Source organism: Leptotrichia sp. oral taxon 847 (genome assembly GCF_001553645.1).
Taxonomy (GTDB): domain Bacteria; phylum Fusobacteriota; class Fusobacteriia; order Fusobacteriales; family Leptotrichiaceae; genus Leptotrichia.
Genome location: NZ_CP014231.1, coordinates 233,820 through 259,511, shown reverse-complemented (window position 1 = coordinate 259,511; position 25,692 = coordinate 233,820). Strand labels below are relative to the sequence as shown.

At 31.6% G+C, this 25,692-nt stretch carries 18 protein-coding genes; all 18 read left to right on the top strand.

Annotated elements, in window-relative coordinates; all coding sequences use genetic code 11:
• Positions 1-54 precede the first annotated feature (54 nt).
• The gene (locus AXF11_RS01150) at positions 55-828 is read left to right on the top strand and encodes an endonuclease/exonuclease/phosphatase family protein (protein ID WP_068154124.1); all 774 of its coding nucleotides are present in this window, start codon (positions 55-57) and stop codon (positions 826-828) included.
• A 69-nt stretch (positions 829-897) separates the two neighbouring features.
• On the top strand, positions 898-1,731 hold the full coding sequence (locus AXF11_RS01145; protein WP_068154123.1) for a glycosyltransferase family 2 protein: 834 nt from the start codon (positions 898-900) through the stop codon (positions 1,729-1,731).
• A gap of 12 nt (positions 1,732-1,743) precedes the next feature.
• Positions 1,744-2,859: a ribosome biogenesis GTPase YqeH gene (yqeH, locus tag AXF11_RS01140; RefSeq protein WP_068154122.1), complete on the top strand. Its 1,116-nt coding sequence runs from the start codon at positions 1,744-1,746 to the stop codon at positions 2,857-2,859.
• Between the two features lie 15 nt (positions 2,860-2,874).
• The gene (locus AXF11_RS01135) at positions 2,875-3,300 is read left to right on the top strand and encodes a competence protein ComE (RefSeq protein ID WP_231724722.1); all 426 of its coding nucleotides are present in this window, start codon (positions 2,875-2,877) and stop codon (positions 3,298-3,300) included.
• 54 nt (positions 3,301-3,354) lie between these two features.
• Complete coding sequence (locus tag AXF11_RS01130) at positions 3,355-4,128, top strand: MBL fold metallo-hydrolase (protein WP_068154120.1); 774 nt, start codon at positions 3,355-3,357, stop codon at positions 4,126-4,128.
• Between the two features lie 11 nt (positions 4,129-4,139).
• Positions 4,140-4,673, top strand: a complete 534-nt coding sequence (locus AXF11_RS01125) for a uracil-DNA glycosylase family protein (RefSeq protein ID WP_068154119.1) — start codon at positions 4,140-4,142, stop codon at positions 4,671-4,673.
• 34 nt (positions 4,674-4,707) lie between these two features.
• Positions 4,708-5,811, top strand: coding sequence for a redox-regulated ATPase YchF (ychF, locus tag AXF11_RS01120; RefSeq protein ID WP_068158108.1), 1,104 nt, complete (start codon positions 4,708-4,710; stop codon positions 5,809-5,811).
• A 175-nt stretch (positions 5,812-5,986) separates the two neighbouring features.
• Positions 5,987-7,045: a mechanosensitive ion channel family protein gene (locus tag AXF11_RS01115; RefSeq protein WP_068154118.1), complete on the top strand. Its 1,059-nt coding sequence runs from the start codon at positions 5,987-5,989 to the stop codon at positions 7,043-7,045.
• A 161-nt stretch (positions 7,046-7,206) separates the two neighbouring features.
• Positions 7,207-7,845 carry an MBL fold metallo-hydrolase gene (locus tag AXF11_RS01110; RefSeq protein WP_068154117.1) on the top strand — a complete coding sequence of 213 codons (639 nt, stop codon included), beginning with the start codon at positions 7,207-7,209 and terminating at the stop codon, positions 7,843-7,845.
• Positions 7,846-7,918: 73 nt separating this feature from the next.
• The gene (gene dtd, locus AXF11_RS01105; protein WP_068154116.1) at positions 7,919-8,356 is read left to right on the top strand and encodes a D-aminoacyl-tRNA deacylase; all 438 of its coding nucleotides are present in this window, start codon (positions 7,919-7,921) and stop codon (positions 8,354-8,356) included.
• 144 nt (positions 8,357-8,500) lie between these two features.
• Positions 8,501-9,301: an NlpC/P60 family protein gene (locus AXF11_RS01100; RefSeq protein ID WP_068154115.1), complete on the top strand. Its 801-nt coding sequence runs from the start codon at positions 8,501-8,503 to the stop codon at positions 9,299-9,301.
• A 721-nt stretch (positions 9,302-10,022) separates the two neighbouring features.
• A complete protein-coding gene (locus AXF11_RS01095) occupies positions 10,023-16,646 on the top strand; it encodes an autotransporter-associated N-terminal domain-containing protein (RefSeq protein WP_068154114.1) in 6,624 nt (2,207 codons plus the stop codon).
• A gap of 129 nt (positions 16,647-16,775) precedes the next feature.
• Positions 16,776-17,987, top strand: coding sequence for an IS256 family transposase (locus AXF11_RS01090; protein ID WP_068153993.1), 1,212 nt, complete (start codon positions 16,776-16,778; stop codon positions 17,985-17,987).
• A gap of 804 nt (positions 17,988-18,791) precedes the next feature.
• Positions 18,792-20,180 (top strand): asparagine--tRNA ligase, encoded by a 1,389-nt coding sequence (gene asnS, locus AXF11_RS01085; protein WP_068154113.1) that lies wholly within the window; start codon positions 18,792-18,794, stop codon positions 20,178-20,180.
• Between the two features lie 27 nt (positions 20,181-20,207).
• Positions 20,208-20,864: a tetratricopeptide repeat protein gene (locus AXF11_RS01080; protein ID WP_068154112.1), complete on the top strand. Its 657-nt coding sequence runs from the start codon at positions 20,208-20,210 to the stop codon at positions 20,862-20,864.
• Positions 20,865-20,900: 36 nt separating this feature from the next.
• Positions 20,901-21,992: a DNA-processing protein DprA gene (gene dprA, locus AXF11_RS01075; RefSeq protein WP_068154111.1), complete on the top strand. Its 1,092-nt coding sequence runs from the start codon at positions 20,901-20,903 to the stop codon at positions 21,990-21,992.
• Positions 21,993-22,008: 16 nt separating this feature from the next.
• Positions 22,009-24,420 (top strand): type I DNA topoisomerase, encoded by a 2,412-nt coding sequence (topA, locus tag AXF11_RS01070; protein WP_068154110.1) that lies wholly within the window; start codon positions 22,009-22,011, stop codon positions 24,418-24,420.
• A gap of 212 nt (positions 24,421-24,632) precedes the next feature.
• Entirely contained in the window at positions 24,633-25,637 is a 1,005-nt protein-coding gene (locus AXF11_RS01065) for a tyrosine-type recombinase/integrase (RefSeq protein WP_068154109.1), read from the top strand.
• Positions 25,638-25,692: the final 55 nt, after the last annotated feature.

The window sequence follows — 25,692 nt, the reverse complement described above, 5'->3', positions numbered from 1 at the left end:
GAATAGAATAAAAAATGATATAATAATAAAAAAAACGGGAGAAGTATTTTTAAAATGAGCAGTATAAAAAAGATGATGTCATTATTTATGATAGTAAATGCCATTATGCTTTCAGCAAAAGAATTGAAATTAATGACATATAATATTTACGGAGCAAGACTTACAAATGGACAAAAATTGGGGCAGAGTATAAAGCCGTATTCACCAGATTTTGTTTCACTTCAAGAAGTTGACAGATACACAAGAAGAAGTAATTTTCGAGACGTAACATCAGATATTGCAAAAGAGCTGGGTTACGGATACTATTACTTTCAAAAGGCTATGGATTATGACAATGGGGAGTATGGAATTGCATTTATCTCAAAATATCCTGTTGATAAAATTTATAGCTACGAATTACCTTCGATGGGAAAAGAAAGACGGCAGTTGGTAATTGCAGAAATACCAAAAAAAGTATTTGGGAAAAAAGTTTTGATTATGAATACGCACTTGGATTTTAAGCAGGAAATGAAACCAGAAGAAATAGACTCACTGGGAGTTTTGACAAGTTTTTTTGACAAAAATGACATAAAATTTATAAGCGGTGATTTTAATTTTTTGCCAACAACGAGATATTACAGCGAAATGATGAAAAACTGGAAAGACACTTATATGGAAGCTCGTTCGCCTGAAATTAGATCGCTTAATAAACCAAGAATCGACTATATTTTTGGAAATAAATCAAATAAATGGAAAGTTAAGGCAAGTTATTATATAAATGATGCCACGCAGGACTGGACAAAATTGTCGGATCATCTTCCATATATGGCTGTAATTGATATTCATTAATTTATAAAACAAAAATTTTTTGAGATATAAAAAAATGAAAAGTAAAAAATGGGAAAGGAGAAGTTTTTTATGAAAGTATCTTTGATAATGCCTACAATAAATGTGATAGATGAACTTGTACTATTTTTGGAAAGCTTAGCACGGCAGACGTTTAAAGATTTTGAATTAGTCGTGGTAGATCAGAATGAACATGATGAAGTGTTTAAAATTTTGAAAAGATATGAGAAATTATTTGATATAAAGTATACTAAAAGTGAAGAAAAAGGGCTCAGTCTTAATCGGAACAAAGGACTTATTTTAAGAAAAGGAGAAATAGTTGGATTTCCCGATGATGATTGCGAATATGCCGATGACACATTAGAAAAAGTAGTTTCTTTTTTTGAACGAAAAAAAAATTATAAAATTTATTCATGCCGTACACTTGAGCGTGGAAAAGATTATGGAACAGGTGTTATGGAAACAAAAGATATGAATATTACACCCGATAATGTTGATGTGACTGTAAAATCCATCACATTTTTTGTGAATTACGACGGAGATGAAATTATTCTATTTGACGAACAATTGGGAGTCGGGGCGATTTATGGAAGTGGAGAGGAAACTGATTATGTATTAACCTTACTTCACAAAGGATATAAAGGTAGATATTTTGCAAATGATATAATTTTTCATCCAGCAAAAAAAGGAAATTATGATGATCTAACAAGAGCTTATAACTACGCTTTAGGATTTGGAGCTTTGGTAAAAAAAGAAGTAAAATACAGAAAAAATAAAATGTATATTTTTAAATACTGGAAAAAATTATTTAGAAGCTTTGTAGGCATGCTTATTACCAAAAATAAGGCTTATCACAGGGCTGTCCTGAAAGGTAGAAGAGAAGGTTATAAAAAGTATAAAATATGATGGAGGAAAGAATTGATAACAAAAAAATGCCTTGGTTGCGGGATTGAATTGCAATGCGAAGACAAAGATAAAGAGGGATTTGTTCCAGAAGAAAAACTTTTGATGCAAGAAAATTTACTTTGTCAAAGATGTTATAAAATAAAAAATTATGGACAAAATTTGAAAAATAATTTTAGTAAAAAAGATTACGAAAAAGAAGTTTTACAAAGTGTAAAAAAATCTGATATAATACTTCCAATCTTTGATATTATTGACTTTGAAGGCTCATTCACTGATGAAGTCTTGGATTATTTAAGAGATTACAATTCGATAGTTTTAATTAATAAGATTGATTTACTGCCAGATTTTATTCATCCAACAGAAATTTCAAACTGGGTAAAAAATAGACTTTCTGAAGAGGGAATAGTGCCAATGGATATTGCGTTTATAAGTGTTAAAAGTAAATATGGGGTAAACGGGATAATTAGAAAAATAAATAATATTTTTAAAAATAAAAAAGTGAGGGCGACAATTTTGGGAGTGTCAAATGTTGGAAAATCGTCGATTATAAATTTACTTTTAAAAGATAACAGAATAACAACTTCAAAATATTCCGGAACGACATTAAAATCAATAAATAACAAAATACCAGGCACTCAAATTACAATTATTGATACACCTGGACTTATTCCAGTTGGAAGAGTTTCTGATTTAATAAGTGTGGAATCTGGATTAAAATTAGTTCCAGCTGGGGAAATATCGCGAAAGACATTTAAACTCGAAGAAAATCAAGTATTTATGTTTGATGTATTTTGCAGATTTAAAATTCTAACTTCAGATTCTGAGTCTAAACCAATATTTTCAGCGTATGGTTCAAAGAACGTGAAATTTCATGTAGCTCGTCAAGAGAGAGTTTCTGAGTTGATAAAAGGAGATTTTTTTCAAATTTTGTCAAAAGAAGAGAAAGAAAAGTATTTTGAAAATGAATTTGTAACAAAAATTGTAGAAGTAAAAGAAAATGAAGAACTTGTAGTTGCGGGACTTGGATGGATTAACGTCAAAAGAGGGATACTAAAGATTGAAATTGTATATCCAAAAGCGGTTAAAGTTGTTGTACGAGAAGCGATTTTTAAGTCTAAAAAAATTTAAAAGATGGAGAAAAATATGACATATAGTGAAAGTGGTTCGAAAATATTAAAAAAAGTATTAATTAGAGGTATTTTTTTTGCGTTTTCATTAGCTATTGCGGCTTTTATTGTAATGATTATGGCGTCGAGAAAAGCTGATAAACTTATAAAAGCTGATGTGCAAGTGGAAACGGTAAAACTTCAAAATGCTGTAAATGAATTTTATAAAAGAGAAGGGGTATATCCTGAAATCGCAGGATTTGAAAATAATTTATCACTTGTTAAAAGTCCAAAAAATGATGGATTTAACTTTAGTACATTTTATGGGACTGAAAAAATTTATGAAATACCTGAAAGTTTGAAGCTTCACAGGGAGAAAAGTAATCAAATTGTAGAAAAAAAAGATAAAAAAGGTGGCTGGGTTTACGACAAAAAAAATGGCAAAATTTCGCCAAATATTTAATAATAAAAAATATTAATAATTTAGAGAAGAAGATAACGATAAAGGAATAGAAAAATGAAATTTTCAAGTTTGGGAAGTGGAAGTAGCGGAAATTCCAGTTTTATTGAGATGGGAAATAAAAAATTTTTGATTGATGCGGGATTTAGTGGAAAAAGGACGGCTCAAAGGTTAAATGACATAGAAAAGCGAATCGAAGATATAGAAGGAATTTTTGTAACACATGAGCACACGGATCACATTTTAGGATTGGGAGTCTTGTCCAGAAAATATGATATTCCAATATATTTACATGAACTTACTTACAATGAAATAAAAAATAAAATTGGGAAAATAGATAAAAAAAATCTTAATTTTATAAGAGATGAAAAAGTTGTGATTGGAAATTGCGTGATAAAAAATTTTGAAGTTATGCACGACGCAAAAAAATGTCTCGGTTATACTTTTGAGTTTTGTGGAAAGAAGCTTTCTTATGCGAGTGATGTTGGCTGTGTGAATAACATTATTAAAGAAAATTTGAAAAATAGCGATGTCATTGTTTTAGAAAGTAATTATGACTACAATATGCTTATGACAGGACCTTATCACTGGGAATTAAAAAATCGGGTAAAAGGAAGACACGGACATCTGTCAAATGCGGATGCGGCAAAGTTAGTCGGACAAGTTTTGTGCAACAAATTAAAAAAAGTTTATTTAATGCACATAAGTAAGGATAATAACACGCCTGAATTAGCTTATAATTCACTCCAGCAAGTTTTGAAAAAAGAAAATAGAAAAAATTTGGATATCGAGATAATTGGGGAGTCAGGTACAAAAATTTACAAGTTGTAAAAGGAAAAAATATGTGGGAAAATTTAGAAGTGGAAGTAAATATTTGTGAGAGATGTAATTTGGGGAAAAATCATGAAAATGTCCGTATAGTTGGGCAAGGGAATAAAGAAGCCGAAATATTTTTTTTATTTGATGAAATTAGTAAAAAAGAAGCTGAAAATAAACTTTTACTGGAAGATAAAAATGGAAAACTTTTAAACAAATTTTTTAAATATTCAAATCTGGATATACAAAGATGTTATTTTACAACTCTTACAAAATGTTATAAAGATGATAACATTGTCGAAGGAAAACATATAAAAGCGTGTAGCGGCTTTTTGGATACACAGATTGCTCTTATAAAACCTAAATATATAATTTCTGTAGGTGAAAAGCCAACAAAAGCGCTTATAAAAAATCAAAAAATAGATATGAAAAAAATGTTTGGAAACAAATATGATTATTTTGGAATAACTGTTATTCCAATTTACGATATTTCATATTTTTTGTATAAAATGACCGATAAAGAAAAATGGAAAATAGCAAATATATTTGGAAATATATAAATTTATTTTTTTTAAGAAAGGAAAACAAATAAAAATGATAGGAATAGGAATTGTAGGATTACCAAATGTAGGAAAATCAACATTATTTAATGCAATAACAAAAACACAAAATGCGGAAGCGGCAAATTATCCATTTGCAACAATTGAGCCAAATGTGGGGCTAGTCAGTGTGCCTGACACAAGATTAAAAGCTTTGGAAAAAGTGGTTAATCCGCAGAAGACAGTTGGTGCAACTGTGGAATTTGTAGATATAGCGGGGCTTGTAAAAGGTGCGTCAAAAGGGGAAGGGCTTGGAAATCAGTTCTTGTCAAATATAAGAAATACTGCTGCAATTTGTCAAGTTGTCAGATGTTTTGATGACGATAATATAATTCATGTGGAAGGAAGTGTCGACCCAATCCGTGATATTGAAACAATAAATGCGGAGTTAATTTTTGCAGATTTAGAAACAGTGGAGCGTGCAATTCAAAAAAATCAGAAATTAGCTCGTGGAGGCAATCCTGAAGGGAAAAAATTGCTTGCAGTTCTTGAAAAGTGTAAGGCACATTTAGACGAATTTAAGTTATTAAAAACTTTGGAATTTACAGAAATGGAAGCAGAACTTATAAAAGTTTACCAGTTTTTGACAATTAAACCTATGATGTTTGCAGCGAATATCTCGGAGGAAGATTTGACAAATGGAGTGGAAAATGACTATGTAAAAAAGGTTAGAGATTTTGCAAAAGAGTTTGACAGTGAAGTTGTAACTTTTTCAGCCAAAGTTGAAGCAGAACTTATTGAAATTGAAGATGAAGAAGAAAGACAGATGTTTATTGATGAACTTGGAATTAAAGAACCAAGTTTAAATAGACTTATAAGAGCAGGATTTAAACTTTTGGGACTAATTACATATTTTACTGCCGGTGTAAAAGAAGTCAGAGCCTGGACAATAAAAAAGGGGACAAATGCACAAAAATCAGCAAGTGAAATTCATACAGACATTGAAAAAGGATTTATTCGCGCGGAAGTCGTTTCATTTGATAAATTTATCGAATTAAATGGATGGAGTGGTGCAAGAGAAAAAGGTGCGATGCGTCTTGAAGGAAAAGAATACATTGTGCAAGACGGGGATGTTATGTTCTTTAGATTTAATGTTTAACAAAATTTATAAAGAAGTTATAAATTTTCTGTAACATAGAAAATAATTTTTTTTGTAAAAAAAGAAAAATATTAAATTTTTAAGTCACACTGGGAAAATTATATCTTTAAATTTAATTTATAATTTTTCTGGTGTGTTTTAAATATTTCACTAAAATAAAAAATGAGGAAAAATTATGAAATTAACTGCACTACAAAAATTTTTGGAAATAGATAACATAATTAAATTTTTAAAAACGAATATTTTTAAACTATTCATTATTTATATTATGTTTAAAATTGCAAAAATATTTAAGGGAAGAATTGAAAAAATATTGAATTTACTTTTTGAAAAGTCAAATATGGACAAGAGTATTGCTTCTTTTTTAATTTCTCTTTATTCAGTCGTTTACTATTTCATATTAATTTATATTTCAATTGGAATTTTGGGAATTAATACGACTTCGATTACAACATTTTTAGGAGCGGCAGGGATTGTATTTGGGATCGCTTTTAAAGAGACGCTTGGGAATTTTTGCGGCGGAATTATTATTCTTACGTTTAAGCCGTTTCATGTGGGAGATACGATTGAATACAACAATTACATCGGAACAGTAAAAAAAATCGAGTTATTCTACACAAAGATTATAAATCCACAAAATGAGCTGGTAATTATTCCAAATGGAATTATAACGAATACAGAAATTAGAAATATAAAAGAAGATGGAGAAAGACGGCTAGATTTGACGGTAGGGGTATCTTACAACAGCGATATTCTAAAGGTAAAAAAGGTTATTAAGAAAATTATTAAAGAAGAGACAATGAATATAGTCGAAGAAAACAAAAGAAAAGAAAATTTATTCAAAAAATTGCAAAATACGGTTTTGGAAACTAAAGAAAACAAAAAAATAAATATTTTTTCTACAATATTTTCAAAAAAGAAATTAGAAGAAGCGGAAAAGTCAGCACATTCGGATTTAAAACAGGAAATCGAAGAAATTGAAGAAATCGATAAAGTTACAAAAGAAAAAGAAAAAAATGAGCACGACAAGTTGATTTTACCGTCGCACAAACCGATTATCGGTGTTGGGGAGTTGGGAGAGTCAGCGATAATTTTTTATATCTATGTCTACACAAGAACAGAAAATTACATAGATTTAAAATTAAAACTAAACGAAAGAATAAAGTTGGAATTTGAAAAGGCGGGAATAGAAATACCGTATCCACAAATGGATGTCAGAATAAAAAATGAGTAATTTGAATTGATAAAATATTTGAAAATGAATAAAAAATTTTTGTTTTAGATTTTTTAAAACTTAATTTCTGAAAAATTTTGAAAAAATATTTAAAACTTTATTTATTTAAAATATTTTTTGAAAAGTAATAAAAAAATTTGTATTTGAAAGGAAAAGAGAAAATGGAAATAATAAGATTTGTAAACGATAATTTAGCAAGAAGTAATTGTTATGTGGTTAAATGTGAGAAAAAATGTTTTGTTGTCGATCCAGGAGAAGAAAAAATGACGGAAGTTATTGACTTTTTGGAAAAAAATGATTTGGAAATGGTGGCTGTACTTTTGACACATGGACATTGGGATCATATTTTGGGAGTGAATTCGATGTTGGAATATAAAAAAGTTCCGCTTTTTGTGAGTGAAAAAGGTTATGAATTTTTGTTTAATCCAGAATTGTCCCTTTCCAGTTGGCATGATGCGAATTTTAAGATAAATGAAAATTTGGATATTAGAAAATTAAAAGAAGATGATATGATTGGACTAAGTGGAATTACAGATGATGAAAATAAAAGCATTTTTAAAATTATAGAGACACCAGGGCATACTTCGGGAGATATTTGCTATTACAGCGAAAAAGAAAAAATTATGATTACAGGCGACACACTTTTTAAAGGGACTTATGGAAGAGTTGACTTACCTACAAGTAATCCAATAGAAATGGGAAAATCATTAAAAAAACTTATGCAATATCCCGAAGATACAAAGGTTTATCCAGGACACAGCTTTGATACTACGATTGGGGAAGAAAAAAGATATTATTAAAAAAAAAGATAAAAATAACTCTATACAAATTTAAAAAAAAGTGATATAATTACAAAAAGAGAGAGAATATAAAATGAAATTAATAATTCAAAGAGTAAATTATGCTAAAATGTTTGTCAATGATAGATTTAAGGAAGAGATAAAAAAAGGTATTTTAGCTTTTGTCGGAATAAAAAATGAAGATACACAAGAAGATGTGAAATATTGTGTAGATAAGTTGATAAATTTAAGAATTTTTAACGACGAAAATGGAAAATTAAATTTGTCGTTAAAAAATTTGGATTACGAAGTGATGGTTGTCAGTAATTTTACAATTTATGGAAATACTAAAAAAGGTAGAAGACCAAGTTTCGTAGATTCGGCAAAAGCAGAAAAAGCAAAAGAACTGTATGATTTATTTTTAAAAAAATTAAGTGAAGAAAAAATAAAATTTGGTTCAGGCGAGTTTGGACAAAATATGAAAATTATTTCAGAAAGTGATGGGCCTGTAAATTTAATAATTGAAAGTTAGATTAAAAAATTTTTTTGGTAACGCCATTTTTTTTTGTAAAATAATTACTTTCTATTACTTTTTAATTCTTTTACTTAATATTTAAAAATTGATAAAATTTAGCATTATTTAGTGGAGAGAAAAGAAAGGAATGGAAAAAAGAAAATGGGAAGAAAGATGGTATTTACATCGGCTTGTATGGTACTGACTGCTAGTTGTACAGGTTTACAGAATAATTCAGAAAGAGGAAGTAGAAGTAATGATTCTGTTGTGGCAACAAATAATGCTCAGGATGATGAAATTAAAGTCATTATAAAGAAAGGCAATGAAACTAAAAAAGAAAGAAAATCAAAAGTAAAAGAAAAAGATGACGCTAAAAATAAAATTACAAAAAAAGATTTAGAAAAGGAAGATAGTTCTGACTATATCAGTATCAACCTTGATTCTGATTCAAATGACTTATTTGATGAAAAAGAAATGGTCGATAAAGAAATGCCAAATTCTCAATTGGTACTGGAAAAATTAAAAGAATTAAAAAAAGAACAGCAAAGGATACTTAGCAAAGGAACACTTAAACAGAAAAAAGTTGTGGATTTACAAAACAAATTGCTTGCGTCATATAAACATTGGAAAGGCACAAAATATGCGATGGGTGGAGATTCTGCAAGTGGGATAGACTGCTCAGCGTTCACTCGAAGAGTTTACAGGGAAGTGTTTAGTTTTGAGTTACCAAGACGAACTGTGGATCAAGTTCAAGTTGGTTCTCACGTTCCAAGAAGTCAGTTAAAAGCGGGAGATATTGTGTTTTTCAAACCAGATGGCTCAGGAAATCACACTGCGGTATATTTAGGAAATTCATTATTTTTAAATGCCTCAACTTCAAAAGGAGTTGTAATTTCTACGCTTGAAAACGTCTATTGGAATAAAACATTTAAATACGGTGTAAGAGTAAATGGAACAGCTTAATAAATGAAATTAAATTTAAAATTATAAAAGGCACTATAATTGTGCCTTTTTTTTAAAATTTTATTTTTAATTTATTTTTGTTTACAAAATGGCATTTTACTTACATAGTTTTTTTATTTTTTACATAAGGGGAAAGGGCCGCCATTTCCCCTTATAATCCCCACGCTCGTCTAAGCATTTTTTTGAAGCAAAGCCGAAACTCACTTCGTTCAAACAGTCGTCTTTACTCCAAAAAAATCACGACACTTTTGTATGGTAGTAAAATTTAAACCGTCGGAGCATTTTTATGTGCTGACAAAACTGTCTGAGCACGATTAGTGCGAGTTTTTTGGCAGTGCATAAAAATGACGAAGACTAGCGCAGGGTCAAGGGGAAAAGGCGATGTTTTCCCCTTGTTAAAAAAATGAGTAAATAAAAAAAATTTTTTCAACTGAAATAAATAAAAAACTCTTTTATTTTCCCCTCTTTAATATTGGTCTTGCGTTTGTTTTTTCTTTGCTAATAAATAAAAAAATTCTATTTCCCTTTTAAATTTTTTGCGATTTCTTTAAAAAAAGCTTGCCATTTTTTTTTTTTTTGTTATAATGTTAACGCTTTGAAAAGTAGAAATAAAAACTTTTGAAATGCGGGACTTCTATTAGACTCACTCACTCAAACTATTCTTGATAGTTTTTCCGTCTTTCTTAGTTTTTTTAATAATAAAGAAAAGAGGTTAAAGTTTATGACTAATAATTTAAAAGTTCTAAAAAAAGAACTGAAGTCTTTTGCAAAAAGAGTTAAAGATTTTAAATATACTGATTCAGCACTTATCACTTTTCTGTTGACAGGAATGATAAGCTTTACAGGTATATCATTTAATCTTTATTCAGCACAAGATGAAATAAAAGCACAGGAACAAGCGATAAATACATCAATAGTACAGATAAAAAAAGATTTTAGAAGAGCAAGAGAAGAAAACAACAAATTGTTAAGAACAACAAATCTTGAATTAATTCAATTAATGGAACAGGGAGATCACGTAGTTAAATCACCTTGGAGCTCTTGGCAATATGGAATGAATTATGTTAATAACAACTGGAATGGTGAATATAAAGGACGTGGAGATAAAGTAAAAGACGTTAAATATACAAGAAGCACAGGAATGGATAAATATCAATACCAAAGAAGAGGACAGCTAAGTTATGGTGGTTCGACTGATATAACATTCCCAATTGAGCCTAATGCGGCAATACCAATAGCAGCGGCATTAAAACCCATTCAACCGTTGGCTAAGAATGCTAATTTGGCACTTAATGTGGATTTAAGTAATTTGCCGGCTTTTGAGCCTACTACTGTTGTGCCACCTGTTATTCCTACAGTGAAAGCTCCAGAACCTAAATTGAATATTAGTGTAAGTGTTTCAGGTCCTTCAAGAGGTAGTGGACAGCATACTAACGCTTTTAATGATAATAGTGAAGCTGTAGTAGAAAATGTAGCTTTAAAAGGTGGGAAAATAACAATTGATAGAAAAGGTACTGGCTCATATGACTATAAAGCTAATAATGTAACAGTTGAGAATATTAGAGGAACAGCAGCAACTTCATCAATAAGTGGTTTCGCTTATGGAGTATTGATTCCTTCTCATTCAAATTCTAGTGCTAGTGCAAGTAATGCTTTTTTTCAGGTAAGAGGAGGAGAACATGCTCCTTATGGTATAACAATAAATGGTTCGGATATAGATTATAAAGTTATTTCTGGTCATTCAAATTTAAATGAACTTGTTCACCAAGATGTTCATGGTGGTTCGCCAAGTGCTGATGTAATTACTGCAATAAATACAGCAACTGCAGCAGGAGTAACTAATCTTGATTCAAATGTTATTAATGATATTGTTAATACAGTTGTTTATGAAACTTCAAAATCTCAACCAAATCAATATAATGTATTTGCTAATGGAGGAACAATAAACATAGCAGGACCAAAAGCTATGCTTGTAAACAGTTATAATCATGGTGGTGGAAATGGTGTTGTTATAAATGGTGGAACAGTAAATCTAAATGGAACAGATGAAAACCGTGCCGTATTTTTAATTACAGCTAATACACGTAATACAAATGAACCTATACAATATTATTACAATACAGGAGATATAAATGTTAATTCAAAAAATTCGTCTATATTTTCGTTTCTTCCCGAAACAAAAAGAAATATAGCAATTATTAATAAAGGTCATATGAATTTAAATAATGAGGGAACTGCAGGAATAATAATTGATAAAAGTGTTGGTTATCATGAGAATGGGCATACGGATGGTAACACAGCTGTTAATTTACACCTTAATTTCAGTAAAGCAAATAGTGATACAGTAGGTCAAGTCCTACTTAGTAGTACTGGATATAAGTCTGATGATATGCCAACAAGTGCAAATAACGGTCTTTATATAAATAAACTAGATGGTAATGGAATTGTTGATAAATTAACTGCTAAAAATAATTCCTTTCCTTTAGTTATTAGTGGTAAAAAAAGTGTAGGACTATATACAAAATACGATACTAGTACTGAGACTGCACCTGGTACAAATGATCTTACTGCAAAGACTTTTATAAATGGACAATTTGCAGTAGATATAAAAACTAATGCAAGTAAAGCTGAAGATGGTTCAGCGGGAATTTATTCAGCTTCTAATATTGATTTACAAGGACATTATATAAAGGTAGAAGGTTCAAATAATGTTGGTGTATATCCTGTAAAAACTTCTGAAGCTACTAACTCTCCTGTTTACTTTTTAGGAAAAGGTTCTATTGAACTTACAGGTGGAAACAACAATACTGGTATTGTTGTAAAACATAATGCTCCTGGTACAAATCCAGCTTCTGGTCAAGTATATTCTGCAAGTGAAATGGTATTAAATGGTGGGAAAGAGAACATTGCTATCTATGCTGAAGGACACGGTAGTAATACTTATGACGTAATGGTTAAAAGTATTGAAACAGGGACTGATACACAGGACAATGTTTTCATTTTTGCCGATAATAGTGCAAATGTAAGAGTAGGTTTCAGAACAGGAGGATCTACCCCTACAGTAGCTGGTGGACTTAAAGTAAAAGCCAATATGAGTGCAAATCCTACTTATAATGGTACTAGTCTTGATAAAAATGTAGGTGGAGTTTATGCTAAAAATGGTGCAGTTGTAGATGTAAGACAAACAGGATATAATTTTGGAAATACAACAGCTGGTGAATATAATGTTGATATAACAGGAAAAGTTGCAGCAAATAATCCTAATGTATATGGAGGATTTGGACTATTTGCAAAAGATGGTGCAAATATAAGAGCTGATTACAACAAAATTAAGACAACTGACACAGGAGTTGGTGTAGCGGCTGTAGGATCAAGTAGTAAAATTGATTTGACAAATGGTGAAGTGGATTATACAGGTTCAGGGTATGCTTTGTATACTGAAGGTACCAGTGATATAATTTTAAATGATGGTACATTAACATTAGGTGGAAAAGCAACTGGATATATAAAAGATATGAGCGGATCAAATGGTGTTCAGTTTAATAATAATACTAAGATAGATGTTAAATCAGATGATGTAATACTAATGGATTTAAGAGGAGTAGCTTCACTAAATTCAACAGGATTGGACAATAGTTTTACAGGTTCAGGAGGATTTTTATCTGGAGCTCAAGTAACACCTGGAAGTGCTTCATATAAATATAAATATGCGGTAATGGATGGAACTACATTTAATATTGACTCTGACATCAATAAAGGAGACAATACACCTACTTCAGATGGTTATGTGTTCACAAGAAGATTACTTTTACAAAATTCTACAATTAATGTGGGGGCAGGAAAAAATGTTACTGCAAACTTAAATACAGCGGACCTTACTTCAATTGGTGGAGCAAACATTCCAGTAGGAATTGCAGTAGCGGCTTCATCTAAATCGAGTGCAAGTAATATGACAGCTATTAATAATGATGGAAATGTAACTGTAAACAGAACAGACAACGGAAACGGTGGAGTAGGACTTTACGTAAACTACGGAAAAATCAATAATAACGCAAGTGGAAAAGTAGAAGTTGAATCTACAAATAACAATCCTCACGCAGTTGGAATTTACGGAACAAACAGTACTCCAATTGTAAATGCTGGAGAAGTGACAGTAGGTGGAGAAAAATCATTTGGTATTTTAGGACTTTCATACAGAATAAACAATGCCGGAGCAAGAGTTGACCCAACTACAGAAGCATACTATAATCCTACTTTAGCTGCAGCTGGACAATATGGTAAGGTTGATGTGACAAATACAGGAAAAATCACAGTGAACAAAGACAGCTCAGTTGGAATCTATGCCTACAACAACAGCTTGGGTATTGGAAACAACAACGAAAGAGGAGCAGGTGACATTAAAGCGACAAATGTGGCTGGCGGAACAATTACAATGAACGGTGGAAATAACTCAATTGCAATGGGAACTTCACGAGGAACATTGACAAATGCGGGAACAATTAATGTAAATGGACCAGTTTCAGCAGGTATGTATGCTACAGACAGTTCTACAATGGAAAATACAAGTACAGGGACAATAAACGTTGCAGCAACAACAGCTGGAAGTGAATCAATTGGTATGTTTACACAAGATATAAATACTCCAATAACAACATCAGGAACAATAAATGTGGGACAAAATTCATACGGTATTTACGGAAGAAATGTAAATATGAACGGTGGAGCAATAAACGTTGGAGATAGTGGATTAGGAATCTATTCAACAGGTCCAAATGTTGCATTAAACAGCGGAACAGTTAACGTCGGAAACAATAATGCGGTAGGAGTGTATGTTCAGGATGATAAAAATTCTCCAACACCAATAAACATTACAGGAAACGTAAATATGGCGGTAGGAAATAATCAGTCATTTGGATATAGCTTGATTACAAGCCAGCCTGTAAGCTTGACAACAGGAGCAGGGACTACAGCTAGTGTAGGAGATAAATCAGTATACATTTACTCAGCTTCACCAATTCAGGCAGGAAGCTTGATAACTAATAATAGTACTGTAAATATGACAGGAACTAATGGATATGCAATTTATTCATTGCAAGACGCAGTAAACAACGGAACAATTAATATGGGTTCAGGAGTAGGAAATATAGGACTTTACTCGACAGGTGGAACAATTACGAATACAGGAACAATTAACGTAGGTCCATCAAATACAACTACAAAAGAATTTGGAATTGGAATGGCAACAGGATACTTTGACGAAACAACAGGAACTGTTTCAAATGTAGGTACAGTAGTAAATAATGGAGTAATCAACGTAACAACACCAAACAGTATAGGAATGTATGCAGTAGGAGCAGGTTCAAAAGCGATAAATGGAGCAAGTGGAGTAATTAACTTAAGTGGAGCTAATACAATAGGAATGTACATTGACCAAGGAGCAACAGGAATAAACTATGGAAACATAAAAACAGTCGCAACAGGCTCAAAAATGAAAGGTGTGGTATTAGCAAACGGAGGTATTCTTAAAAACTATGGTAATATCGAAATCACAGGATCAGACACAATGGGAGTATACTCAGATGGAACAGGAGTATTCACTGGACCTTATGCTGAAGATGGATCGGGAACAAATAATTCAGATAAACCAGTGTATTTGGCTTCAGCAACAGATGCAAAAACAGAAGGAAGCGTAACAATCAAAACTCCGCCAAAGGCAAATCCTCAGTCAATAATGGTAAGAAAACCAGATGGAACGTTTGAAGCGGTTAAAATAGAAAATGTTGATACGAATGCTGCGTCACCAAATGCGACAGTAGTGGAAGTAAGAGAAGGGGACAGCACAATATTAAATGATCCATTTAAAACATTTGACTTAGGAACTATTTCAAGAACTAAGAGTCAAACAGGAGAAATTACAAGTGTAGCAATGTATGTAGATACATCAGGAATTAACTTTACTCATCCAATACAGGGACTACATTATTTATCAGGATTGACAGATATAAACTTGATTATGGGAGTCGAAGCAACTGAATATTCAAACGCTAAAGCGATTGAAGTGGGAGATAATATATTAAGTCCATATAATCAGGCATTAAATGGAGTAACAGGAACATTAAATGTAAATTCATCAAGCTTGACTTGGCTTGCACAGCCGGTAAGAAATTTATCTGGAAGTGGAATTGATAGAGTATACTTAGTAAAAGTTCCATATACAGATTTTGCCAGCAAGAAAGATCCAGATACTAGAAACTTCTTAGATGGATTGGAACAAAGATATGGTGTAGATGATTATGGAGCTAGAGGAGCCAGAGAAAAAATACTGTTTAACAAATTAAATGGAATAGGAAAAGGAGAAACACATATATTTGCACAAGCAGTAAATGAAATGAAAGGTTACCAGTATTCAAATACTCAGCAGAGAATAAACGAAACAGGAAGCTTATTGGACAAAGAATTTACTTATCTTCACGATCAGTGGAGAAATCCGTCAAAACAGAACAATAAGATAAAAGTATTTGGAATGAGAAATGAATACAATACAGATACCGCAGGAGTAATCGACAACGAAAGTAACGCTTACGGAGTAGCTTATGTTCATGAAGACGAAGATGTGAGAATGGGTAACAGTCAAGGATGGTACGCAGGTGCAGTAAATAATCACTATAAATTTAAAGATTTAGGTGGTTCGAGAGAAAACCAGACAATGGTAAAAGCAGGACTATTTAAGACAATGTCTCCAGCAAATGATCACAATGGATCACTAAGATGGACAATAGCAGGAGATGTGTTTGCGGGAAGAAATGAAATGAAACGTAGATTCTGGGTAGTTGACGATACATTTAACGCAAAATCTGACTATTATTCATATGGAGCAGCATTAAAAACTGATTTAGGATATGATATAAGAACATCAGAAAGAACACATGTTAGACCATATGGAGCATTAAAAGTGGAATATGGAAGATTTACAAGCATAAAAGAAGACGATGGAGAAATCAGATTAAAAGTGGATGGAAACGACTATGTTTCAGTAAAACCAGAAGTAGGAGTAGAGTTTAAATATGTACAGCCATTGGCAGTCAGAACAAACTTAACATTAGGCTTGACAGCAGCGTACACAGATGAATTAGGAAAAGTAAACAATTTAAACAAAGCCAAAGTAAGATATACAACAGCGGATTGGTACAACTTGAAAAACGAAAAAGAAGATAGACGAGGAAGCGGAAAATTTGACTTGAACTTAGGAGTAGACAACACAAGATTTGGAGTAACAGCAAACTTAGGATACGACACTAAGGGAGAAAACGTAAGAGGAGGACTAGGATTTAGATTAATTTACTAATCTTAGCTAAATTTTACAAAATTCAATTTAAATAAAAAATAGTGGAGCTTTCGGGTGTGTAAAAATTTTTGTGTAAACCTCTAAATAATATATGGTAAAATAACTGTATAATATTTGGAGGTTTTTGTTATGACTAAAAAGAAAATTGACAACGAAATTTTTAAAACACTGATTGAGGATTACAATATTAAAGATACTAATGATATTAAGGATATGCTTAAGGATTTGCTTTCGGGTACTATCCAAACCATGCTTGAAGCTGAAATTGAGCATGAACTGGGGTATGCTAAACATTCTATGAAAGATAAGACTACTTCTAATGCTAGAAATGGACATTCCAAGAAAACTGTTAGAAGTGAGTATGGCAATCTTGATTTAGATATTCCTAGAGATAGAAATGCTGAGTTTGAGCCTCAAATCATCCCTAAATATCAAAGAGAAATTACTGGCATTGAAGGACAGATTCTTTCTCTTTATGCTAAAGGAATGAGCAATAGAGATATCGAGGACCATCTCAATAATCTTTATGGAATTGATGTTTCGCCATCTATGATCAGTAAAATTACAGATAAAATTATACCTGAAATTAGGGAATGGCAGTCTAGACAGCTTGAGGATGTATACCCAATAGTTTTTATGGATGCTATCCATTACAGCGTAAGAAAAGATGGAGTTGTTGTTAAAAAGGCGGTATATTTAGCTATAGGAATAGATAAGGAAGGGCGAAAGGAGGTCTTAGGATTTTGGATAGGAGAAAATGAATCAAGCAAGTACTGGCTAAATGTTTTAAATGAATTAAAAAACAGAGGAGTTCAGGATATACTAATTATGTCTGTTGATAATTTAAAAGGGTTCAGCGAAGCAATATCTTCGGTGTTCCCTAAGACAGAAATTCAAAAATGTGTGGTTCATCAAATTAGAAACAGCATAAGATACATATCTTACAAAGATGTAAGGGAATTTACATCAGACTTAAAAGAAATGTACAATGCACCAACACTGGAACAGGCAGAGTTTAAACTGGATGAACTAGAAGAAAAATGGGGTAAAAAGTATATGGCAGTAATTAATTCCTGGAGAAGTAACTGGAATGAGTTGACAACATACTTTAAATATGATACAAAGATAAGAAAGCTGATATATACGACAAACCCGATAGAAAGCTTAAACAGACAATTAAGAAAGTATACGAAGACAAAATCACTTTATCCGACAGATGAAGCATTGATGAAGTCAGTATATTTAAGTTTAAAGGAAGCAACAAGGAAATGGACTGGAAGAATACCGGGCTGGGGAGAAATATATTCTCAGTTAAGTATTTATTTTGAAGGAAGGATTTAAAAACAGGATGATAAAAATACCATCCTGTACCATATATTATATTTTGAGTTTACACAAAATTCTGGACACTCTCGAGCTTTCGTGGTTTCACTATTTTTTTTAATATTTTTAAATTTATTTTTGATTACAAAATGTTATCTTGTTTAGTATAGTTTTTTTCTTTTTTTACATAAGGGGAAAGGGCCGCCATTTCCCCTTATAATCCCCACGCTCGTCTAAGAATTTTTTTGAAGTAAAGCCGAAACTCACTTCGTTCAGACAGTCGTCTTTACTCCAAAAAAATCACGACACCTTTTGTATAACAGTAGAATTTAAACCGTCGGAGCATTTTTATGTGCTGACAAAACTGTCTGAGCGAAAGCGAGTTTTTTGGCAGTGCATAAAAATGACGGAGACTAGCGCGGGGTCAAGGGGAAAAGGCGATGTTTTCCCCTTGTTAAAAAGAAAAAAACTATACTATGTAAAGTAACATCTTGTAATCAAAAATAAATTAAAATACCACTATCTTTTCTGTATGAATGAAGTAAAGTATCTAAAGATATAGTGATGGTACCCCTGATTTAAAATGAATGAAGTAAAATATCTAAAGATATGGTAATTGTACCCTTGCTTAAGGAAGAATAGAAAAAAAATCTTGATTTTACAAACAAAGTAAAGTATAATTTTACTATGAAATTAAAAATTCACAATTTATAAATAAAAATTTTTTTAAAATTTAGAAAGTATAATGTCAAAAAAATAATTTAAAAAAATGATTAAATTGTGATACAATTAAGGGAAATAAATAAAAGATAAGGAGAGAAAATGTTATTAGAATTGAGAGAATTGCAAAAAAATACTAAAGAATATCTGAAAAAGGAAGTTACATTAAATGGATGGGTTAAAAAGATTAGAAGTCAAAAAAACTTTGGATTTATTGAATTAAATGATGGGACTTTTTTTAATGGGATTCAAATTGTGTTTGGAGAAGAGTTGGAAAATTTTACAGAAATTTCAAAGCTTACGATTTCATCGTCTGTTAAAGTTACTGGAGTTGTTGTAGAATCACAAGGTGCGGGGCAGGATTATGAAATTAAGGCAACTAAAATTTCGGTTTATCAAAAGGCTGATTCGGATTATCCGCTTCAAAATAAAAGACATAGTTTTGAGTTTTTGAGAACAATAGCACATCTTAGACCTAGAACAAATGCTTTTTTTGCAACATTTAGAGTGCGTTCGATTTTATCCTATGCGATTCATAAATTTTTTCAGGAAAAAAACTTCGTTTACGTTCAAACTCCAATTATTACTGGAAGTGATGCTGAAGGTGCCGGAGAAATGTTTAGACTTACGACAATGGACATAAATAATATTCCTAAAACTGACAAAGGGGAAGTTGATTACAAGCACGACTTTTTTGGAAAAGAAGCAAATCTTACCGTAAGTGGTCAGTTAAATGTAGAAACATTTGCTACAGCATTTAAAAATACTTACACTTTTGGACCGACATTTAGGGCGGAACGTTCAAATACGCCAAAACATGCCGCTGAATTTTGGATGATGGAACCTGAAATTGCGTTTGCAGATTTGGATGTAAATATGGATATCATTGAAGAAATGATAAAATATATTGTAAATTACGTAAGAGAAAACGCAGCCGAAGAAATGGAATTTTTTAACAAATGGGTGGATAAAGATCTATTTAAACGACTTGATACATTAGTAAATAATAAATTTGACAGAATTACTTATACAGAAGCGATTGAAATTTTGAAAAATTCAAAAGAAAAATTTGAGTATGAAGTGGAATGGGGAATTGACTTGCAGACTGAACATGAAAGATATTTAGCGGAAAAACACTTTAAAAAACCTGTGTTTGTAACTGATTATCCAAAAGATATAAAAGCGTTTTATATGAAACTTAACGAAGATGGAAAAACAGTGAGAGCAGTTGATTTACTTGCTCCTGGAATTGGGGAAATCGTAGGAGGAAGCCAAAGGGAAGATGACTACAATGTTCTTTTGGACAAAATAAACGAAATGGGATTAAAAGAAAAAGATTACTGGTGGTATTTAGATCTTAGAAAATATGGAAGTGTACCACATTCAGGATTTGGACTTGGATTTGATAGAATGCTTATGTATATAACAGGAATGACCAATATTAGGGATGTAATTCCATTCCCTAGAACAACTAAAAATCTTGAGTTTTAAATTTACCAGAAGAAAAAAGGTGAAAAGATGAAAAAAATAATATATGGATTAGTAGGAGTTTTGATGTTTACTACGACAATTGTCATAGCGGAAGTGGAAAATTCAGGATCTTCGACACCGGTTGAAGAAGGTACTGTAAGTGAACCGCCACAAGTGCCGCAGGAAGAACCGTCAGCTCCAGTTGAAAAACCAAAGAAAAAGGATGATGTAAAAAAAGAAACAAGTAAGCAGAGTGTTGACACAGGAACAATGCCTGTTACACAGACTGAGGACGTTTCCTCTGAAGAAAAATACAACACGTATGGAAGTTATGAAAATGCCACATTAAAAAAAGGAAAATCGGCGACATTTAGAATGGCACAGTTGTATTTTAAAGATGGACTTTATGAAAAAGCTGTAAATTTGGCACTAAAAGAAGGGGAACAAGATATTTCTCTAATGTATGTCGTTGCAATTGGGTCACGGCTTATGGGAAATTTTGATCAGTCTGTTACATATTATGACAAGATACTTTCTCAAGGTGAGGCGCAGCCTGAAGCACTTTTGGGAATTGCTATCGCTTACAAAGGAAAAGGGGATTTTGCAAAAGCACTGAAATATTTGAATGAATATGAGGATCTCAATTCAACCGAACAAGTTCAAAAAGAAATAAAATATTTAAATGAAGTGCTGGCAAGCAGTTAATCTAAATCATTCATAAAAAATAAAGGGGGGATTTTTGTGGAATGGATTAGACTTAAAGAAAGTGGAATGAAAAATTCTCATATAAAAAAGATAATGGCAATTTTTCAAAATTATGAAGATTTGTTTTTGGAAGAAAATTTTAAGTTATTTAGTGATGATCTGAAAAAAAAGCTGGAAGAAGCTCAAAAAATTAATTTATCAGAAAGGCTTTCATTATATAAAAGAAATAAAGTTAGAATAATAAGTGTAAATGACAAGGAATATCCAAAAAGATTAAAAGAAATAAAAGATTTTCCAGTGTTTTTGTATTTAAAAGGAAAAAAATTAAAGGAATATGACAAGATAAAAATTGACAAAGATAAAATTTTTGTGGATAATAAAAGAAATATTGCAGTTGTTGGAACGAGAAAGTTTACAAGCTTTGGAAAAAGTGCGTGTGAAAAAATAGTAAAGGAGCTATCAAATTATGATGTTACGATTATAAGCGGACTTGCTGAAGGTATTGATACAATCGCTCTTAAAAAGGCCATTGAAAAAGAAATGGAAGTTATAGCTGTGGTAGGAAGTGGAATAGATGTCGTCTATCCTTATGAAAATCGTGGATTGTGGCAAAAAATCAGTGAAATAGGAACGATTGTGAGTGAATATCCACTGGGAACTCAACCGACAAGATGGACATTTCCCAGAAGAAACCGAATTATAGCTGGAATGTCAGATGGCATTTTGATTGCGGAGAGCTTTAAGTCCGGTGGCTCGTTAATTACGGCAGAGCTGGGATTTTCTATGGACAGGGAGGTTTTTGCAATACCGGGATGTATCAATTATCCGTCGTTTGAAGGTTGCAATAATTTGATAAAAAATAACAAAGCTAAACTTGTAGCTAGTGCTGAAGATATAGCAAAAGAGTTTTTGTGGGACATAAAAAAAGAGAAAAGCAAATTAAAAAAATTGAGTGCTGAAGAAAAAATTGTCTTTGAAGCGATAACAGAAGAGACAAGTTTTGAAGAAATAAGTAGAAAAACAAATGAAAAAGTGGATAAAATGAAATTATTTTCAATAATAATGAGTTTAGAAATAAAGGGTTTAATTACGGAAACAAATGGCTCAAAATATATAAGAATTATTTAAAACGGGAGAAAGAAAGTTGGCAAAAAAGTTAGTAATTGTGGAGTCGCCATCAAAGGCGAAAACTATTGAAAAAATACTTGGAAGAGGTTATGAAGTTACAGCGTCTTATGGACATGTAATAGATTTACCAAAGACAAAATTAGGAATCGACATAGAAAACAATTTTGAACCGCAATATAAGGTTATAAAAGGGAAAGGAGAAATTTTAAAAAAGTTAAAGGAAAAATCAAAAAAGGCTAATGTCGTGTACCTTGCATCCGATCAGGATAGAGAGGGAGAAGCAATAGCTTGGCACATCGCAAATTACATAAATCAGCCAGACAAAATCAAAAGAATAGAATTTAACGAAATTACAAAAAATGCAGTGACAAATGCGATAAAAAATCCAAGAAACATAAACGAAAACCTTGTCCATTCACAGCAGGCAAGAAGACTTTTGGATAGAATCGTCGGATACAAAATAAGTCCACTTCTGTGGAAAATTATAAGTAGAAATGCGAGCGCTGGAAGAGTTCAGTCAGTTGCGCTAAAATTAATCTGCGACCTGGAAGATGAAATAAAGGCATTCGTTCCGCAAAAATACTGGGAAGTAAGTGCGATTATCCAAAAAGATATTAATCTTAATCTGATAAAAATTGCCGATGAAAAAGTCGACAAAATTTTTGATGAAAAGGTGATAAAAAAATTAAAAAAAGATTTGAAAGATGGTAAACTTACTCTTGATAAAATTGAGGTTAAGAAAAAATCTCAAAGACCACCACTTGTCTTTAAAACAAGCACATTACAGCAGCTAGCTTCATCGTATTTAGGTTATGGTGCTACAAAAACTATGAGAATTGCACAACAACTCTACGAAGGACTTTCGATAAATGGTGAAAACAAAGGGCTTATTACATATATGAGAACAGATTCAACAAGAATATCAATTGACGCAATAAATATGGCAAAAGGTTACATAACTAAAAATTATGGCGAAAAATACGTTGGAAAGTATGTAACCAGAAACTCAAAATCAAATGTACAAGATGCGCACGAGGGGATAAGACCATCTTACATCGAACTTACGCCAGATTCAATAAGAAATTATTTGACAAATGAGCAGTACAAATTGTATAAATTGATTTGGGATAGATTCTTAGTTTCACAGTTTGCCGCAATGAAATATGATCAAATGCAAATTAATGCGGTAAATGGCGATTACAGATTTCGTGGGACGATTAATAAAGTAACTTTTGACGGATATTACAAAGTTTTTAAAGATGAGGATGAAATAAAAACTGGGAATTTTCCAGAGTTAAAAGAAAATGACAAGTATCCAATTGAAAAATTGAACGTGGACGAAGGTATAACCAAAGCGCCAACAAGATTTTCAGAAGCGACTCTCGTAAAAAAATTGGAATCCGAAGGAATTGGAAGACCGTCGACTTATGCTTCGATAGTTGAGACGCTAAAGGCAAGGGAATATGTCGAAGTTGTAGAAAAAAGATTTTTTCCAACTTATCTGGGATATGAAGTAAAAAATGAGCTGGTTAAAAATTTTAAAAATATAATAAATGTAAAATTTACAGCAAATATGGAAAAAGAGCTCGATAAGGTGGAAGAAGGCTCAGTTGAATGGGTGCAGCTGTTAAATGATTTTTATGACTCGTTGGAAAAAGATATAAAAAAATTTGAAAGTGAGATCGAAAAAATAAAAAGCAAGCGGATTGTCTCAGATGTGATGGACAGTAAAGGAAATCCGATGGTTTTAAAGACTGGACTTTATGGAAAATATTTGGTAAGTGAGAGTAACGAAAAAGAAACTGTTTCACTAAAAAGAATTGCAGTTCCGCAAGAACAGATTGAAAGTGGAAAAATTTTTGTAAAAGAGAAAGTTGAAAAAATTCAAAGTACTAAAAAGGGAATTTTGACAGATTTTTTTACGAAGGATGGAAGTCGGTATTTACTGAAAGTCGGACGATTTGGTGAGTATTTGGAAAGTGAAGATTACGAAAAGGACGAAAATAGAATGTCGCTGCCGCCAGAATTAAAACAAAAATTTAAAAAGGGTGCACTAGTTGAAGTTGATGACATTTTGCAAATTAGCGAAGAAATGACAAAAATTTTGGAAGAAAATGAAAGAATTGTAAAAGAAGCTGGAGTTTGTCCAAATTGTGGAAAACCGTTTGAAATAAAAAATGGACGATTTGGGAAGTTTTTGGCGTGTACTGGTTATCCGGAATGTAAGACGATTAAAAATATAAAAACTGGAAAAATAACGGTTGCTTCTGATAAAAAAGATGAAACAAAAGCCAAGACAAAATCAGCGGTTAAAACAACTAAAACAACAAAAAAAGCGACAGCTAAAAAGAAAACGACAGCAAAAAAAACTAAATCAAAAACAAAGTCTTCTACTAAAACAACAAAAAAGTCAGCTTCAAAAAAATAATATAAAAATGTCGAAGACTAGTCGGAGTTGCAGGGGTGTGGCAATGAGCACTTCTACTTAAAAAGAATAAATTATTTTAGTAATTTTGTGGATGTTGAATTAAGAAACTAAATAGAAGTTTTTATTTATCCTTAAATATTTTATTTCGTCAAAATAGTATTTAATTTAAAGGTAAAAATTAAAAAAATTTTTTTAAAAGGGGAGTTAAAAAAATGGAAAATGAGAAAAAAAATGACATTTTAAAACAGCAGAAAAATGAAGCTCTTCTTTCCTATGTCGATAAATTTTTGTATTATGAAGAAGTACTGCTTGGAAAAAGCCACAATACGATAAGAAGTTATAAAAGAGATTTGCTTCAGTTTATGGAATACATTTTTGAATACGAAAATATTTACGACTTTGAGCAAATTGAAATGATGACCTTTAGATCATTTATCGCATATTTGAATTCTCCTGAAAGAAAAAAAAATAAAGCCAACAACAAAGATGCTTTAGGTAGAAAAAAGGAAGTAAAACCGGTTTCTAAAAGAAGTATTAACCGTAAAATATCAGCACTGCGCACATTTTTTAAATATTTGCAGGAAATAAAAGTTATAAAAACAAATAAAGTAATTTATATAAATATGCCAAAGTTTGAAAAAGAGCTGCCAGATGTGATAAGTCGCAGTGAGTTGCAAAGATTAAGAGATGTGATCAATACGAATAGAATTCTTGGGGTAAGGGACAGACTTATCATAGAACTTCTCTATTCCAGCGGTATTCGATCGATAGAGCTCATAAATTTAAGTGAGTACATGATTGACATTGAAGAGCGGGAAATTCGTGTCATTGGAAGAGGTGGCAAGGAAAGAATAACTTTTTTTAGTGAAACGGCAAAAAAATGGTTGGTAAAATATATTTTAGAAAAGCAGAAAGAATATAAAAATTACACACCAAATGCAATAATCGTAAATAGTAAAGGAAGAAAACTGACAACTAGATCGCTCAGAAGAATAATTTCACAGCATGCAAAAAACGCAGGGATTGAAAAAGAAATAACACCGCATGTATTTCGTCATTCATTTGCAGCAGAGCTATTAAATAAAGGCATAGATTTAACATATTTACAGGCGTTATTGGGACATAGCTCCCTTTCAACAACACAGATGTACACTCAAATAAATAAAAAATTGCTCAGAGATATTTATATGAATACACATCCATTGGCAAAAGAATAATTTAAAAATTGATTTTTTGCATAATTTATGTTAAAATCATAAAAAAATTGAGTAA